The following is a 15,749-nucleotide window of genomic DNA, read 5'->3' as shown; positions in this document are numbered from 1 at the left end:
AATATTGATATTCAATTGTCCTGCACTGATTAAACATACATAACAAAAGAGTAAATTTTTTACTTTATTTAGCCAATACCTTATATTATCATTTTTTATTATTTTGATATAATTTTCACAAAAAGGTATTTGATGAAATATCAATATAACAACTTCTATGAAATCCTTGAAAAAAATGCAAAAAGATTAAAAAACAAACCTGCCTATTTTATAGATAATAGAAAAATTACATGGGACAGACTCAAAAAGAAAGTCGATACTTTTGCCAGAGCTTTAGAATTAATAGGAGTTAAAAAAACTGATTTAGTTCCTATATTAGTTGCTAATTCCATTGAATATATCGTTGCGCTTTTAGGTATTCAAAAATTAGGAGCTGTGGCAGTTCCTATTAATACTTTTTTAAAAGAAGAAGAAATCACTTTTATTTTAAACGATACAGAGGCTGAAATTTTAATAGCTTCAAGCAAATTCAAAAATAATCTGAAAAATATAAGAAAAAACACTAAAGTTAAAAAAATAATCTGGGAAGGTGAAACCGATAATATAGATGAAAATAATATTTCTTTTTCTGAAATACTCTCAAATTTTGAATCTCATGAAGTAAAAGAACTTCCAAAAATAGACGATTTAGCAGTTATTATTTACACCTCCGGAACGACCGGAAAACCAAAAGGCGCAATGCTTACATACAAGAACTTTTTTGCAAATATTTACGGTGTAAATGAACTTATCAAACTGACCAATAAAGACAGATTTATTGCATACCTTCCTATGTTTCACTCTTTCACACTTACTGTAAATATACTGCTTCCCATGTTTTATGGCTCACCTGTTGTAATAATACGCTCTATTATGCCGTTTAGCAATATTATTAAACAAACTCTTTTAAAAAGAGTTACTATTTTTACAGGAGTACCTGATGTTTATTCTGCTTTATCCAGAGCAAAACTTCCTTTTTATTTTCACTGGTTTAATAAAGTAAGATTTTTCATTTCAGGCGCCGCCCCGCTTCCAGCGGAAGTACTTGATAGATTTTCCAAGAAATTCAAAAAAGCCAAACTTCTTGAAGGATACGGGCTTAGTGAATGTTCCCCTGTTGTGGCGGTTAACAGACCTGAACTACAAAAACCCCTCTCAGTCGGTCCCGCAATACCTGGAGTAGAGGTAAAAATAGTAAATGATGAATTAGTTGAAGTGCCTTTGGGAAAACCAGGTGAAATAATAGTTAAAGGCGATAATGTTATGAAAGGATATTATAAAAGAGAAGAAGCCACAGATGAAACAATAATAAACGGCTGGCTGTTAACCGGTGATATTGGAAAAATGGATGAAGACGGATATATTTATATCCTGGATAGAAAAAAAGATTTAATCATCAGTAAAGGTGTAAATATTTATCCAAGGGAAATTGAAGAAGTTTGTTTAAAATATCCAGGAGTGAAAGAATGTGCGGTAGTAGGTAAAAAAGAAAACGGAGATGAAATACCGGTGGCATTTATAGAACCGGAAGAAAATATAAAAATAAATGAACTTGAACTTAAAAAATTTTTAAAACAACACCTGGCAAATTATAAAATACCAAAAAGTATTTATGTAGTAAATGAATTACCTAAAAATGCGACTGGAAAAGTCTTAAAAAGGAAACTCAGAGAAAATTTAGAGGATTATATTAAATGAATCTCTCAAAAGAAAATGAAGAACTTTTAAAAAATCTTGAAACGTTAATTGAGAGAACATACGAAGTAGAAAAAGAGTTTATCGAACTCAAAAATATTTTAAACGGTGTTATAGAATTCCTTCCCCACGCTCTTTGGGTAATAGATGAAAATGGTGAAATAGTAGCTTCAAATTCAAAAACAAAAGAATTTGATTTTATCCCAAACGAAGGTGAAATTGAAATAAATGACAAAGTCTACCTAATCAGAACTTCAAAAATTGAAAATAAAAAAATTATAAGTGCCACTGACATAACTGAACAAAAAAGAAATGAAAGATTAATTTCAATGGGACAAATGGCAGCGCATCTGGCACATGAAATAAGAAATCCGGCAGCTTCTATTTCCATCTTACTCTCTTTGCTTAAAAAAGAATGCCCAAACAATGAATTAATTGAAGAAGCCAAAAGTGCAATATTTAGGATCGAGAGAATTATTAAATCCACTCTTCTTTTTTCAAAAGGTTTAAAACTTAATAAAAAGAATTTTTATTTAAGCGAACTTAAAAAAGATTTGGATGAAATTATAAAATATTATTCATTTTCTAAAGAAATCGAATTTATTTTCTTTTTGCCTGATATTGAAATAACAGCCGATTATGATTTAATTTTACTTGTTTTACAAAATATGGTAATAAATGCAATTGATGCCATTGAAGAAGATGAAAAGGAAGAAGGAATTGTTGAAATTTTATATGACAAAAATAAAAATTACCATATCATTAATATTTATGATTCAGGTAAAGAAATAGAAGATAAAAATATACTATTCACACCTTTTAAATCCACAAAAACAAAAGGCAATGGATTAGGTTTGGCCCTTAGCAAAGAAATTATAGAAGCTCATAATGGTAAAATAGAACTCTCAAAAGAAAAAAAAGGATTCAGGATATATTTACCTATTTAAAAAGTAGATTTTCACATTCCTCTTTACTTACACCGTTTCCCTCATCACAAACTATAAGCCCATTTGAAGAATTATATTCAAATTTCAAAATTTTTGAAGAATTGTATTTATATTGATATTTATTATTATCATATTCTTCAAAACATCCTTTTGATTTATTACCGCAAGATAAAACCGGAACTTTCAATACATAAGCAAAAAGTTTATCCGTACCTTTTCCATCATCCAGTTTTTTGGGATATCCTGTATTATCATCAAAGTCGCTTGAATGATCAATTCCGTCAGCACCAATCCATTTAAAGTCATCGTTTACAATCCACTGTGAGTGGATATTGTCAATTGCAGACTGAACTGATGTAATTATAGATTTTATAGAGGAACTTTTTGCATTTGTAGTAAGATGTGTAAATTTAGGCACGGCCACAGAGGCCAGAAGACCTATTATAACTATTACAAAAATAAGTTCAATTAATGTAAAAGCTTTTTTCATTATTATTTTTGTGTTGCTAAATCAATAATATAAGTTTTCCCACCGGCACATTCCAAACCGTGTTTTTTAAAATAATTTTCAACAGCTTTACCCTCATTTGTATTAGGATTACAATAAATATATGCTCTTACTGTCCCGTTACTTAGATAATATAAATATCCTCTAAAATTAGGATCAGCAACTAGGGAATTATTATCATTATATTTATACCTATAATATGCAACTTTATGATTATTGCTTAATGCCCAACTTGAACCCTGAAATTTGTATAAATTGGTAATATTTATTTCATTATCAGCCAAACCGTTCAATTCTGTTGCATTCAAATAAGCACTAGCTCCACCACTTCCATTTAAATCGGCTATAGCCGCATAAAAAGGCGCAGCTTCAGCATTTTGTTTTAAATTTACAAATTTAGGTACTGCAACTGCAGCAAGAAGTCCGATAATCACAATTACAAAAATCAATTCAATTAATGTAAAACCTCTTCTCATAGCAAATCCTTTTTTTTGATTTAATTATACAATAATATTTATTAAAAATTTGTAAAATTTTATAAAAATTTAAATATTGGAAACTTTATATATAATCCATAAAGCAAAAGCCAAAATAATTGTACTTATAACTGCCGTTATTATACTCCCCGTCTCAATTCCCATAATTTCTCCTATTGCACTGCTTCAGTAAGATTCCACATCGGTAAAAATATACCAAGCGCTAATGTAAACACAAATCCTGCTATTGCAGCTATTAAAATTGGTTCAATCAATGCCGCAATATTGTCCACAATGTATCTATATTTACCAAGATAATAATTACTGGCTTTTTGCAGCATAAGAACAAGGGCTCCGGATTCTTCTCCGGCTGCTATCATTTGCACTATCATATTTTCAAACAGTCCGCTCTCTTTAAACCCCTGTTTTATAGTTCCTCCCATTTGAATGGAATTCTTTATAAGCAAAAGTTTTTTATAAATAAACCTGTTATCCACAATATTTAATGCAATATCTACAGCATTTATAATTGGGATTCCGGCTTCAATAAGTCTCTGCATAACAAAAATAAATCTGCCGATCATTGCAAGTTTTATTACAGGTCCGACAATATAAATCTTTAACATCAATTTATCCATTTTAAGTCTTGCATTCTCACTGCTATTATAAAGATATGTCAAAACTCCAAAAATTATTAAAGCCCCGATTAATACAAAAAGCCCATAATTTTCAAAAGCATATTCGATCCACAATAAAAATCTTGTCGGTAAAGGAAGTTCAGTATTCAATTGAGTAAACAGTGATTTAAAAGGAGGAATTACAAACAGTATAACAACTACAAAAGCTATCATCATTGCAAAAATAATAAAAACAGGATAGCGTGTTGCCTTTTTTAATCTTTTTCTGTTTTCCAAAATTTCCGTTAATATTTGAGAAAGATCTTGCATAGCCCTTGCAATATCACCGGTTTCTTCTCCGAGTTGTATCATGGCTACACTCAACGTACCAATGTCTTTTTCAAATTTTTTAACACTATCGCTAAGAGACAGTCCTGCCCTTATATCATTGGCAATAGCGTAAAAAATTTTTTTTAATTTTTTGTTTTTTATATTTTCCTTTATACTGTCTAAAACAGTATCTATACCTAGCCCCGCATCTAGCATTACATACATTTGGTCTATTACACTGATATATTCTTCCAAATCAATCTTTGCTAAATCAAGTTTTGTTAACAAATTATCAATTACAGATTCTTTTTTTATTTCTTCAATTTTTCTGACAATCGCTCTTCGATCTCTTTTTTTTAACAGTAAAACTGCTTCATTAGGACTTTTTGCCTTAATAATCTTGCTATTTAATTTTCCTCTTGATAAATAAGTAATTTTAAACCACATCTACTTTTACAACCCTTAAGATTTCTTCAATGGTAGTTATACCTGCTTTGATTTTATGAATACCATCTTCTATCATACTTACAAATCCAAGTTCTTTTGCAACTTCTAATATTTCCACTTTATCTTTATTATTTGCAATCAAATGTGCAAGCTTATCATTTATAACCAATACCTCACTAATCATCTCACGACCTAGATATCCTGTAAATTCACATTCTTTACATCCTTTACCTTTATAAAATGTGATGTTCTCTTTTAAATAAGGTTTAATTAGTTCAAGTTCCTGTTTACTCGGGTAATATACGTCTTTACAATACGGACATATTTTCCTTACAAGCCTTTGGGCAACTACTCCTATTAGGGCATCTGCCACCAAATAAGGCTCGGCACCCATTTGCACCATCCTTGTAATAGCACTAGGAGCATCGTTTGTATGTAAAGTTGCCAAAACCAAATGTCCTGTAAGCGCAGCCTGAATAGAAGCTGTAAGTGTATCCGTATCTCTTACTTCACCAATCATAATGATATCCGGGTCCTGTCTTAAAATGCTTCTAAGAGCCACTGCAAAAGTTACACCTATCTTATAGTTTACAGGAATCTGCTGAATCAAAGGTATTTCATATTCCACAGGATCTTCCACAGTAATGATTTTTTTATCAACCCCTTTTAATTCATTTAAAGCAGCATATAAAGTTGTTGTTTTACCGCTTCCTGTAGGACCTGTTACAAATACAATACCATAAGGGGTATGAATAAGCTTTTCAAATCTTTTCAAATTATATTCACTCATTCCAAGTTCTGTTAGTCTAAGCAAAATTTTTTGCTGGTCAAGCACTCTTAAAACCACACTTTCCCCGTGAAGTGTAGGAGTTGTGGAAACCCTGAAATCATAAATATGGCCATCATAATTCTTTGTAAATCTGCCGTCTTGAGGTCTTCTTTTTTCACTGATATCCATATTGGAAAGAAGTTTTATTTTAGATACGAGAGGGAAATAAATATCTTTATCAAATGAAAAAATTTCCCTCAATACTCCGTCAATCCTCCCCCTTACAGAAAAATTATACCTGCCGGGTTCTATATGTATATCTGTAGAACGTTCTTTTATTGCATTTTTTATAATAATATCCAAAAGTTCATCAATTGCAGCTATATTTTCACCACCACCCTGGCTTATTTCATTTTTAACTTTTTGAATCAGCTCATTAGTGGAAAGCGTTATTTTTAATCTCTCGATTATTGTATTAATATCCTTACTTAATGCTATGTAAATTTTTAATGGTTTTGGTGAAAATTTTTCTATTGTTTCAATTGCTTCATAATCAAGCGGATCGGCTGTTGCAACATAAATATATTCATTATCTTTTTTATATGGCAAAATTTTATGTTTTTCAAGCAGATTTAAAGGAAATGAGCTCATTAAATCATAATCTATTTTTTCTCCGTACAGATCTACAAACGGATACCCCAGCTGCCTTGAAAGAGCCTCAAGTATCTCTTTTTCAGTTGCAAAACCAAGTTCAATTAATATTTCACCGAGTTTCTTATATTCGTCTCTTTCTCTTAATTCTTTTTGTTTCTCAAGGGCCTTATTTAACTCTTCTTCACTTATAATCCCTTTTTCAATTAATAAATCCCCGAGTCTTATATTTTGTCTGATCATCTAAACCAATACCTTTTAGTTTTTATTCCATCAAATTTCTCTATTATCATTTTATCATTTTCTTTATACATCTTAACAGTACAATTATTTTCTTTAATTAAATAAATTTGACCTATTTTTTTATATTTTTTATTTTTAACAGCATCAAACACTGTTGATAAAATGTGCTTTGTTCTTGGAAAATCAAAGCTTCCGATATCAAAATTATCAAATAGAAAAGAATATAAAAGTTTTTTTTCGTTATAAATCACCAGAAAATAAATAGCATTTTTTCTACCAATTGTCGTATGTTTTAAATAATTGATAATATAAGGCAGTAAATATAAACTATTTATTTTTATACAGGAATCACCGATTATTGAAAGAATATTTTCATCTTTTTTATATTTTATTATATTTTGATAATTGCAAATTTTTTCATAATTTTTATTTTTATATTCATCAATTATAGTAGCATTTAAAAAAATTATCAAAACAATAAAAACACTAAAAATTTTCCCCATTTTTCATCCTTTCTATTAGATTTAATATATCTTTGTTTTTTGTATATTTGTAATAAAGCTGCAAAATCTCAACAGCTTTATCTTTTTTATTTAATTTATATAAACTTTTTGCAACTATTACCCAGCTTTTAGGATCTTCTTTATTTTGAATATTCGCGTTTTTTGCCCATTTTAACGCATTTTCATAATCTCTGTTTTTATAATATTTTTCAGCCAACATAATACATGTTTCAAAAGAAGGTAAAGTGGAAGTATTTAATAAAAATTTATGTGTTTTATTAAAATCATTTTTTTTATTTAACTTATTTTTGTGATGTTTTTTTTCAATTTTACTAACATTAATATCTTTCATATTCAAATATATTATTGGCTTAATAACATCTGTTTTTATAATTTTATATATTTTAGATATATTTTTTTTAATTTTAGTTTCATTTTTATCTTTTTCTTTTTTATTTACAACTGTTAGATTATTTTCCTTTTTATTATTTGTTACAACTTTAATTTTATCGATTATTTTATATTTATTAAATATTACTGCACTAATTAATAAAATTATTATTAAAAAAATTAACAAAAAAATTTTTTTTCTTTTTCTTTTCTTACACTCTCTTTCTAATTCAAAAAACGTCATTTAAGTCCCAATTTAATACTGCTCATATCTAAAATACAATTATCGATTTTATTATATTTAAGTGAATTTTTCAAAGAAAAATTAAGTAAATCCAAAGCTGTAAAAACTATTTTTTTACATAATCTAAAATTACCTTTGCACAATTTATATATTTTTTTAAGTTTTCTATTATCAATCAAGTTAATCTGATTATGTTTTATAAATTTTGATTTTACATATTTCTCAAATTCTTCATATGTTAAAGGTTTTAAATATATTTTTTCATTATATCTTGAAAAAAACTGAGGCAAAGAAGCTATTTTCTCCCCCTCATTCCTATGCATGGCAAAAACGATCTGATTTCCTCTGTCACTGAGAGTCCTTAAAAATTCCAACATTTTGATATCAAGCAACTGGGCTTCATCTATCAATATTTTTTTATTGTCTATATCTCCGGTAATTTTAAAAAACTCTTCTTTACTTTCGAATGTTTCATCAATTAAAATATAATTCTTAAAATTGTTATATAAATAATTTAACAAAAAACTTTTTCCACTTCCGGGTATACCTAATAAAAATATTATGTTTGATTTAGAAGAAATAATGGATTCTTTAATAATTTCAAAGCTAACATAACTGAAATAGTCATTTAAATCTATTTTGTCGCTAAATTCATGTATTAAATCATTTAACATTTAAATCCTCTAATGTAGGTAATTTTTTATATCCATAATCTTTTAAAGTTTTTTCAGTATTTAAATCTATTATATGAGGTGTAATTACAAAAACAAGTTCTTTTTTTGAACTTATTTCTTCTTTTGAAGAAAAAAGATATTTAATTAACGGAATTTCTTTTAAAACAGGCACTCCGTTTACTTTAATATTTGAATCATCAGTAATAAGCCCTCCAAGAACTAATGTCTGATTATCTTTCATTCTTACAACACTAATTAAAGAATTATCTTTTGTATCCGGAGGCATATCTCTTTTAGAATCTGTTAATTGGTTCGGATCTTTAAAAGAACTGATTCTAGGACTTATACTGAGTATAATAACTTCATCATCACTGATTTGCGGGGTAATATCCAATACAACTCCTACAAAAGTAGAATTTATTTCATACGAAGCAGTAGGATTTCCATTAGAATCGGTGGTAATTTCATCAGCATATTTATAATAAATTGTATCTCCTATTCTAATTAAAGCTTTTTGATTATTCAGTGTTACAATTTTAGGATTTGAAATAGAATTAACATTTCCATTTTGCGCCAAAAAATTTAAAAACCCTGATAAATTAAATGTAGCAGTATTAAAAATAGATTCTTTACCGAATGTTTCTTTTGCAAAATGATTCATAGGGACTGAAGAATCAGTTAATGAAATATTTAATTTTGACCAGTCTATTCCAGTCTGATGAGATTTAGAAAGCTCGACACTGTAAATTTTTACATCTATTAAAACTTCTTTATGCAGTCTATTACTTAATTTATTTAGATATTTTTTTATTTTATCCATTTGAATTTTGTTTGCAGTTATAGTAATAAGACCGGCATTTTTATCAATTACAGGCTTTTTATAATCTTTATCGATATTTGATAAAATATTTACAAGATTATTTTGTAAATTTTGCCAAAAATTAAAGTTATAATCCGTTTTTACAGAATTATCTGTAGTATCTACATTAGACACACCTGTTATGGAATTTGGTACAAAATCAAGTTTGAATGTTTTAGTTTTATAATAAGAAATATATAATTTATTGCCGTCTATTTTATAAAATAAATTTTTTACATCAAATAAAGTATCTAATAAATCTTTTAATGTAACATTTTCAACATTTACAAAATTAATATCAGAATTTAAAATATTTAATGCCTTATTATCTTTTATAATAATATTTAAATTACATTCATTTGAAACATCAGATAAAACGTCACTGAATTTTACAGGATTTTTTATATGAATTGTAAAAAGTTTTCTATTGCAGCTATTTGCAAAAACAGAGGCAAATATTAAAATTATTAATATTATTTTTTTCATTTTTCTACCTTTAATAAATTATTATTAAACGTTAATATAATAATTTTATTTTCTTTTTTTAAAACAACTTCTTTTGAATAAATTTTTATCACCCTAAATCCGTTTATTAAATCGCCCTTTTTTACCCACATATTATTAATTAGCGCTTTATTGTTAAAAATTGCTTTTAATTTCAATTCGGATTGTTTATTTACAATTGATTTTTCAGATACATTTTTTATTTTATTGCATTTTATAAAATAAATCTTTTTAAACACTGGCTTATAATTCTCTATTTTATCCAATTTAAGTAAAACATTTGAAATATCAGCAAACAAAACAACACCCAAGAATAAAAAAATATATCTCATTTCAAGCCCCAGATATTATATTTAATAAAATAATTGGTACTATTAATATCTAATTTAAATTTACTAAGATTATTAATATATTTTCTTGATTCTAAATATTTTATAAAATTTAATAAATTCTTTTCATCACAAACCTCTACTGAACCATTAATATCAATAGTATATTTTTTAAATCTATCAATATTTTTATGAATATAAAAATCAGGGGTAAGTCCCTCATCATAGCTTTTAGATAATATTTTTTCCAATAAAGAATAAAAACTCTTATCATTTACATTTAAAGTACTTAAATTAATTCTTTTATTTAAATATTCTAAATCCTGAAGTTTTTCATTTTCTATTGTTAATAAATTTTTATATTCTTTTTTTAATTTTGCTAATTTAATATTGTAATTTTTAATTGAAAAATTTAAACTTTTTTCCAATTTTTTAATTTTTTCCTGATTTGAATCTATTTTTGAACTTAAAAAAGAGTAATTAAAATTATAATAAATAATAATTCCAATTATAACAACAGACAAATAAAGCATTATTTTATTTTTATTATCTAAATCTTGCAAAAATTCTTCTAATCTATTCACTATAAAACCTTATTTGAGTTATATAATTATTATTATTATTAATTATTTTTTTTGAAGAAACATCTTTATAACCAAGAGTTATTAAATATTTCATAAACTCGGCAATTAATTGTGAATTGTCATTATAACTCTTCAAAAGAATATTATAACTATTTTCATCTTTTTCAAATTTTATAATTTTTAGCCTTCGTTTATTTATAAAATTAATTATATCTGCAAATCTGTTATAAACAGGTTCTTTTGTTTTTATATAATATAAATAATTGATTTTGTCGGCTATATCGTCAATCTGCTTTTCAATATTTAAAACCGTTTCTTTTTCATTTTTTATTTTTGACGCATATTTTTTGATATAGAGTTTAGTAAGTTTAATTTCTTTTATTTTCTTATTATAAAAATATTGAAGTTTAGAAATTTTTTCATCTTGATTATTAATTATATAATATTTATACACCGCATCACCTAAAATTAAAAACAAAATAAAAACAGAAAAAATTATAAATTTTCCACTCTCAGTCTTATAAAATTTAGGAGGTCTTAAAAAGACACTAAAATTCACTTCATCGTTTAAATAATTTTTGGCATTATAAACAGTTGCACAATACTCAAACGGGTCATATTCACTGTCAATTTCGAATTTTTTAAATTCAATTCCGCTTAATTTCCAAAAATTTTCATAAGTCTCTGTTAAATTATTAATATTTATATCTGAATAAAAAAATATTCGATTAATTTCATCAAAATGATAAAAATTTTTTGAATAATTTAATAAATTATTTACCTTCATAAAAAATTGTGAAAAAAAGTTATTTATCTGATTATATAATTCTTCATTCTCATAAAGAGATTTATTTAACCCTTTTTCTTCTAAAATTTTTATTAACTCTTTTTCAGACAACTGAGTTTGGATAGAAAGAAGAGAAAATTTATCAAGACTTTTGACAAATACAAATTCTTTATTTTTAAATCCTACTATAAAAGCATCTTTAGGTGTAAAATAGACAAAAACATCATTTTTAGGAGGTAAATTTGTTATATTATAATATTCTTCAAAAACAAAAGGAGCAGCACTTATAAAATCAATATATTTGAATGTTTTTAAAATTTCAGAAAATTCATTTTTTAATTTATCAACTTCAACAATAAAAGCATCAACTAAATAATAGTCATCATATTTTTGAAATTTGTAATTGATTTTATATTCTTTAGTCAAATCAAGAGTTGCTTCGTTAAACACTGTCTCTTCGGCTTTAATTATTAATTCTTCTTCGTCCAAATCAGCGGGTAGTTTAAAAGTATGGTTAAAAATATCCTTAAAATATATAATTGAAGTATAAATACCTTTTTCTTTTTTTAAATCTTTTTTAACAATTCTTCCGTCTACATATTCATACATATACTCTTTTGTTAAAAAATAAATATTTTGCATTTATTACCTTATATCTCCGCTCATTGGATAAATTGTTAAATTTTTTTCTTTATTTTTATAATTTAATGTTATTGTAACAAAATTTCTAAGCAGATTCTTCATTTTCTCATCAACTTCTCCGTCATAAGGTCTGCCTTTATAATCAAAACACAACAAATCACTGCTTAAACCATTAATTTTTATACTTGATTTGAATTTATACTTTACTCTTGAGAGTTTTTCTTCATTATTGATATCTCCTTTACTGAGTCTTATACATGTATCGTTGTTTTCACCATAAATTTTATAACCCAAAGCATTTGTCTTTTTATTTAAAATAAGTTTTTTTAGAATTTCTGCATCACTTAATGGAGTTTCGTTTGGAATAAACTGCATCCCCACAAATGCAAGTATTCCCATAATTACCAATACAAATATAAGTTCTATTAAACTAAAAGCTCTCATTTAAGGCCTTTGGAGGGTTACTTTTTCAAGTAAAATTTTTTTCTTGTCATTTTTTGCATTATTTAAACTAGCCACTTTTACATCCATTAAAACATACCCGTTTGAAAAATCGGTTTTTACAGGAATGCAAACATCACAATTTGCAGGACATTTTTTATAAATATAATATCTGAGTATGGTAATATTGGCTTCAAATCTTTTATCTTCATCTGTAAAATGTATTTTTTTAAGACATTTTCCGCTGCTTCTGTCATACCCTTCTATTGCTAAAATGGCATTTTCTATGGCACTATGCATAAAAAGCTGAGCCCTTTGTATCATATAACTGTCACTTGTATGTTTTACACTGAAAAAAGCTATTTTTGTAACCGCAGCCATTAATGAAGCTATTAAAAGCAAAATTATAATCGCCCAGACGAGCCCTATACCTTTTCTCAAAACACTACCTTTTGTTTAGATACACTTATATTTATGTCACCCCTGTTTTTGAAAAATGTAAAAAACATTTCAAGATGAGAATTTACTTTTTTAAATTTAAACCCTTTTACATTTTGAGCCATAACTGTAACATTGCCTTCGGGATTTCCGTTATTATCCGCACAAAACGTTTCACCTCTCCACGGTCTAAAATTATAAAATAAAAAGAGTGTATTATTTATATTACTCTTTTTTAAATGCAAATTTTGAATACATTTAGTATTTATATCAATATCTTTTCCAAGGGCTAAAGTATAAGCGGAATCAGCTAAATAAAATTTTTCATAGATTCTTTTGTTATCTGTATTATCCAAACTCAAATCGCAGTTACTTCCATTCTGCGAATAATTCGAAATAGTAAAAACATATTTATGTTCATTTCCATGCCATCCAAATGCATTTTGTTCATCACTTTCCGCTTCTTCCTCCCCTTTATCAAAACTACCTGCAAAAATAATTGCCGTTAATTTATCCAAATTGTCTGCTGTATTATATTTGTTATGCAAAATATCATTAATAAAAACTGAATTAAAATCAAGTGCTTTAAGTTTCGGTTTATTACTTGCATATAAATCTGCAAATCCGCTTAAATTAAGTCCTGTTTTTGCTTCATCCAATTCTCCAATCCATTCAATTATTGGAAAATTGTCTTTTTCATCTATATTACCAATATATTTAAAATTATGACCGTCATATCCTATTACGCTTAAAGGAATTCTGTTATAAAGCAAAATTGAGAGCTGATCAGTCAACTGCTGGGAAAAATATTCAAAATCTGATGTAGTTTTTGCTATATAATTTCTTTTATATAATTTTGAAATCAGATTAAAACTTCCAATAGCAATGAAAGTCAAAATAACAATAACAAAAATCATTTCAATTAAAGTAAAACTTTTTTTAAATTTTCCATTATCCATTTTCAATTTTCCATTACCATAAGACACTTCCGATTTTAATGTGACCTATATTTGCAGAATAATATTTTACAGAAGAAATTATATGATTTTTTTGGGAAACTTTTATTTCAATTCTTTTTATATTCGTTTTGGTATTATTACTTCTGTTTGTAAAAATAAAATTTAAATTATCATTATTATAGCTATTCCATTCATCAGTATAACCTGCCGTTACATGTATATCATAAGTTGTATGTCCGTTTTTTACCTTTTCATTGTAACCATTATAGTCATCCACATCATCAAAAGGCGGCTCGTTTGAATCGGAGCCTATATCACTCTCCATTATATGATTTATACAGTTTCTCCCCCCTTTAAACCCACCTGTTCTATAGTTAGTTGAAATATTGCATTCTAAAACATTACTGTTTCCCGTAAGCAGGATATCATCATATTTTGTATTTTCTTCATCATATTCTTTTAAAGAAATATCCATTGCCTTACTCATCATATTAAAAATCGCATCTTCTTTTTTAGAAAATTCCAAAGATTTATTTGAAACTTCTATAATCTTTGGAATTACACTAAAAGTAAAGGCTATTATAACCATGGTAAAAATAAGTTCTATTAAAGTTAATGCTTTTTTCAGCTTTTCTCCTTCTGAGAAATTAGCACATCTTCTATAACTTCCTGCAAGTCTCCGTCTAATATATCGTCGACTTTTGAATATGCCTTGTTACTTCTATTATCTTTTATTTGCTGATAAGGGAAAAGTACATAACTTCTAATCTGATGCCCCCAACCCATTTCATCTTTGGGTTTTCCGTCTTCCTCAGCTTTTCTTTTTTCAAGTTCCAGTTCATAAAGTTTTGACTTTAACATTTTAAATGCCATCTCTTTATTTTTATGCTGACTTCTGTCCTGCTGACAGGAAACCACTATTCCCGTTGGAATATGGGTAATCCTTACAGCACTTTCAGTTTTGTTTACGTGCTGACCTCCGGCCCCGCTCGCCCTGAACACATCGAGTCTTATATCTTTTGGGTCTATTTCGATTTCTATATCATCATCAATTTCAGGGGAAACCTGAACTGAAGCGAATGATGTGTGACGCCTTCCACCGCTGTCAAACGGTGAAACCCTCACAAGCCTGTGAATTCCGTTTTCCGCCTTTAAATAACCATATGCATTATCGCCCTCTACCAAAATAGTGGCATCTTTTATTCCGGCTTCATCACCAGCCTGATAATCAAGCACTTTTACCTTCCAGCCTTTTCTCTCAGCAAACCTTAAATACATCCTGTAAAGCATGCTGGCCCAGTCGTGGCTTTCTGTCCCGCCGGCACCCGGGTGAATGGTGATAATCGCATTTTTAGCATCGTTTTCATCACTTAGCATTACTTCGATTTCAAGTTCTCTAATTTTATTTTTAAGCTTCTCGGCTTCTTCAAAAACTTCATTTAAAGTATCTTCATCTTCTTCCATGCTGGCTAATTCATACATATCCTTATTGTCCATAAGTTCTTTTTCAACTTCAAGAAACTGATTTAATTTTTTAGTTAAAATATTTTTTTCTTTTTGGATTTTTGCACTTTTTTTAGGATCATTCCAAAATTCAGGATCATTTTCCATTTTCTCTATTTCAGAGAGTCTTTTTTTTATTATCTCAGGTTTTAAAATAGCCTTTATATTGTTTAATTTATTTTCAAGTTCTTTAATAAGTTCTGAATATTCAAATGCGTCCATCACATTCC

18 protein-coding genes are annotated in these 15,749 nt (G+C 27.2%); 2 read left to right on the top strand and 16 right to left on the bottom strand.

From position 1 onward, the window contains the following. Window positions 1-132: 132 nt before the first annotated feature. Entirely contained in the window at window positions 133-1,677 is a 1,545-nt protein-coding gene (locus tag LNAT_RS01955) for a fatty acid--CoA ligase (RefSeq protein WP_096258246.1), read from the top strand. Next, window positions 1,674-2,621 (top strand): sensor histidine kinase, encoded by a 948-nt coding sequence (locus tag LNAT_RS01950; protein WP_096258245.1) that lies wholly within the window; start codon window positions 1,674-1,676, stop codon window positions 2,619-2,621. Before LNAT_RS01955 ends, LNAT_RS01950 begins: the two co-directional genes overlap by 4 nt. On the opposite strand, the gene LNAT_RS08820 is transcribed toward LNAT_RS01950, so the two are convergent. The 16 genes from LNAT_RS08820 to prfB form a co-directional block, all read right to left on the bottom strand. Beyond that, window positions 2,614-3,111 carry a type II secretion system protein gene (locus LNAT_RS08820; protein ID WP_096258244.1) on the bottom strand — a complete coding sequence of 166 codons (498 nt, stop codon included), beginning with the start codon at window positions 3,109-3,111 and terminating at the stop codon, window positions 2,614-2,616. The two genes, LNAT_RS01950 and LNAT_RS08820, sit on opposite strands and share 8 nt — an antisense overlap. A 2-nt stretch (window positions 3,112-3,113) precedes the next feature. After that, window positions 3,114-3,605, bottom strand: coding sequence for a type II secretion system protein (locus LNAT_RS08920; protein ID WP_096258243.1), 492 nt, complete (start codon window positions 3,603-3,605; stop codon window positions 3,114-3,116). Between the two features lie 173 nt (window positions 3,606-3,778). Continuing rightward, window positions 3,779-4,999, bottom strand: a complete 1,221-nt coding sequence (locus tag LNAT_RS01935) for a type II secretion system F family protein (protein WP_096258242.1) — start codon at window positions 4,997-4,999, stop codon at window positions 3,779-3,781. Continuing rightward, a complete protein-coding gene (locus LNAT_RS01930) occupies window positions 4,989-6,662 on the bottom strand; it encodes a GspE/PulE family protein (protein WP_096258241.1) in 1,674 nt (557 codons plus the stop codon). Before LNAT_RS01930 ends, LNAT_RS01935 begins: the two co-directional genes overlap by 11 nt. Beyond that, the gene (locus LNAT_RS01925) at window positions 6,659-7,165 is read right to left on the bottom strand and encodes a hypothetical protein (RefSeq protein ID WP_096258240.1); all 507 of its coding nucleotides are present in this window, start codon (window positions 7,163-7,165) and stop codon (window positions 6,659-6,661) included. The genes LNAT_RS01930 and LNAT_RS01925 overlap by 4 nt, the downstream gene beginning before the upstream one ends. After that, the gene (locus tag LNAT_RS01920; RefSeq protein WP_096258239.1) at window positions 7,149-7,799 is read right to left on the bottom strand and encodes a CDC27 family protein; all 651 of its coding nucleotides are present in this window, start codon (window positions 7,797-7,799) and stop codon (window positions 7,149-7,151) included. The genes LNAT_RS01925 and LNAT_RS01920 overlap by 17 nt, the downstream gene beginning before the upstream one ends. Continuing rightward, window positions 7,796-8,473, bottom strand: coding sequence for an AAA family ATPase (locus tag LNAT_RS01915; protein ID WP_096258238.1), 678 nt, complete (start codon window positions 8,471-8,473; stop codon window positions 7,796-7,798). The genes LNAT_RS01920 and LNAT_RS01915 overlap by 4 nt, the downstream gene beginning before the upstream one ends. Beyond that, window positions 8,463-9,818 carry a type II secretion system protein GspD gene (locus tag LNAT_RS01910; protein ID WP_096258237.1) on the bottom strand — a complete coding sequence of 452 codons (1,356 nt, stop codon included), beginning with the start codon at window positions 9,816-9,818 and terminating at the stop codon, window positions 8,463-8,465. Before LNAT_RS01910 ends, LNAT_RS01915 begins: the two co-directional genes overlap by 11 nt. Further along, window positions 9,815-10,168 (bottom strand): hypothetical protein, encoded by a 354-nt coding sequence (locus LNAT_RS01905; protein WP_096258236.1) that lies wholly within the window; start codon window positions 10,166-10,168, stop codon window positions 9,815-9,817. The genes LNAT_RS01910 and LNAT_RS01905 overlap by 4 nt, the downstream gene beginning before the upstream one ends. Continuing rightward, the gene (locus LNAT_RS01900) at window positions 10,165-10,749 is read right to left on the bottom strand and encodes a hypothetical protein (protein ID WP_096258235.1); all 585 of its coding nucleotides are present in this window, start codon (window positions 10,747-10,749) and stop codon (window positions 10,165-10,167) included. Before LNAT_RS01900 ends, LNAT_RS01905 begins: the two co-directional genes overlap by 4 nt. Beyond that, a complete protein-coding gene (locus tag LNAT_RS01895) occupies window positions 10,742-12,178 on the bottom strand; it encodes a hypothetical protein (RefSeq protein WP_096258234.1) in 1,437 nt (478 codons plus the stop codon). The genes LNAT_RS01900 and LNAT_RS01895 overlap by 8 nt, the downstream gene beginning before the upstream one ends. 3 nt (window positions 12,179-12,181) lie before the next feature. Next, window positions 12,182-12,622, bottom strand: coding sequence for a type II secretion system protein (locus LNAT_RS01890; RefSeq protein WP_096258233.1), 441 nt, complete (start codon window positions 12,620-12,622; stop codon window positions 12,182-12,184). Beyond that, window positions 12,623-13,060, bottom strand: coding sequence for a hypothetical protein (locus LNAT_RS01885; protein WP_096258232.1), 438 nt, complete (start codon window positions 13,058-13,060; stop codon window positions 12,623-12,625). After that, window positions 13,057-14,016: a type II secretion system protein gene (locus LNAT_RS01880; RefSeq protein ID WP_096258231.1), complete on the bottom strand. Its 960-nt coding sequence runs from the start codon at window positions 14,014-14,016 to the stop codon at window positions 13,057-13,059. Before LNAT_RS01880 ends, LNAT_RS01885 begins: the two co-directional genes overlap by 4 nt. Before the next feature lie 13 nt (window positions 14,017-14,029). Next, a complete protein-coding gene (locus tag LNAT_RS01875; RefSeq protein ID WP_096258230.1) occupies window positions 14,030-14,605 on the bottom strand; it encodes a hypothetical protein in 576 nt (191 codons plus the stop codon). A 35-nt stretch (window positions 14,606-14,640) separates the two neighbouring features. Further along, window positions 14,641-15,741: a peptide chain release factor 2 gene (gene prfB / locus LNAT_RS01870; protein WP_096258229.1), complete on the bottom strand. Its 1,101-nt coding sequence runs from the start codon at window positions 15,739-15,741 to the stop codon at window positions 14,641-14,643. Window positions 15,742-15,749 lie beyond the last annotated feature (8 nt).

Origin of the sequence: Lebetimonas natsushimae, from assembly GCF_002335445.1 — a bacterium.
GTDB classification, from domain to species: Bacteria; Campylobacterota; Campylobacteria; order Campylobacterales; family Nautiliaceae; genus Lebetimonas; species Lebetimonas natsushimae.
The sequence above is the reverse complement of the archived record's forward strand: the minus strand, read 5'-3'. Positions and strand labels throughout refer to the sequence as shown.

Excerpts from the sequence above, each read along its gene's own strand:
- LNAT_RS01880 (WP_096258231.1), bottom strand. The coding sequence starts at position 14,016 with ATGGATAATGGAAAATTTAAAAAAAGTTTTACTTTAATTGAAATGATT.
- LNAT_RS01920 (WP_096258239.1), bottom strand. The coding sequence starts at position 7,799 with ATGACGTTTTTTGAATTAGAAAGAGAGTGTAAGAAAAGAAAAAGAAAA.
- LNAT_RS01905 (WP_096258236.1), bottom strand. The coding sequence starts at position 10,168 with ATGAGATATATTTTTTTATTCTTGGGTGTTGTTTTGTTTGCTGATATT.
- prfB (WP_096258229.1), bottom strand. The coding sequence starts at position 15,741 with ATGGACGCATTTGAATATTCAGAACTTATTAAAGAACTTGAAAATAAA.
- LNAT_RS01950 (WP_096258245.1), top strand. The coding sequence starts at position 1,674 with ATGAATCTCTCAAAAGAAAATGAAGAACTTTTAAAAAATCTTGAAACG.
- LNAT_RS01925 (WP_096258240.1), bottom strand. The coding sequence starts at position 7,165 with ATGGGGAAAATTTTTAGTGTTTTTATTGTTTTGATAATTTTTTTAAAT.
- LNAT_RS01895 (WP_096258234.1), bottom strand. The coding sequence starts at position 12,178 with ATGCAAAATATTTATTTTTTAACAAAAGAGTATATGTATGAATATGTA.
- LNAT_RS01955 (WP_096258246.1), top strand. The coding sequence starts at position 133 with ATGAAATATCAATATAACAACTTCTATGAAATCCTTGAAAAAAATGCA.
- LNAT_RS01910 (WP_096258237.1), bottom strand. The coding sequence starts at position 9,818 with ATGAAAAAAATAATATTAATAATTTTAATATTTGCCTCTGTTTTTGCA.
- LNAT_RS01915 (WP_096258238.1), bottom strand. The coding sequence starts at position 8,473 with ATGTTAAATGATTTAATACATGAATTTAGCGACAAAATAGATTTAAAT.
- LNAT_RS01935 (WP_096258242.1), bottom strand. The coding sequence starts at position 4,999 with ATGTGGTTTAAAATTACTTATTTATCAAGAGGAAAATTAAATAGCAAG.
- LNAT_RS01930 (WP_096258241.1), bottom strand. The coding sequence starts at position 6,662 with ATGATCAGACAAAATATAAGACTCGGGGATTTATTAATTGAAAAAGGG.
- LNAT_RS08920 (WP_096258243.1), bottom strand. The coding sequence starts at position 3,605 with ATGAGAAGAGGTTTTACATTAATTGAATTGATTTTTGTAATTGTGATT.
- LNAT_RS01890 (WP_096258233.1), bottom strand. The coding sequence starts at position 12,622 with ATGAGAGCTTTTAGTTTAATAGAACTTATATTTGTATTGGTAATTATG.
- LNAT_RS01875 (WP_096258230.1), bottom strand. The coding sequence starts at position 14,605 with ATGGTTATAATAGCCTTTACTTTTAGTGTAATTCCAAAGATTATAGAA.
- LNAT_RS08820 (WP_096258244.1), bottom strand. The coding sequence starts at position 3,111 with ATGAAAAAAGCTTTTACATTAATTGAACTTATTTTTGTAATAGTTATA.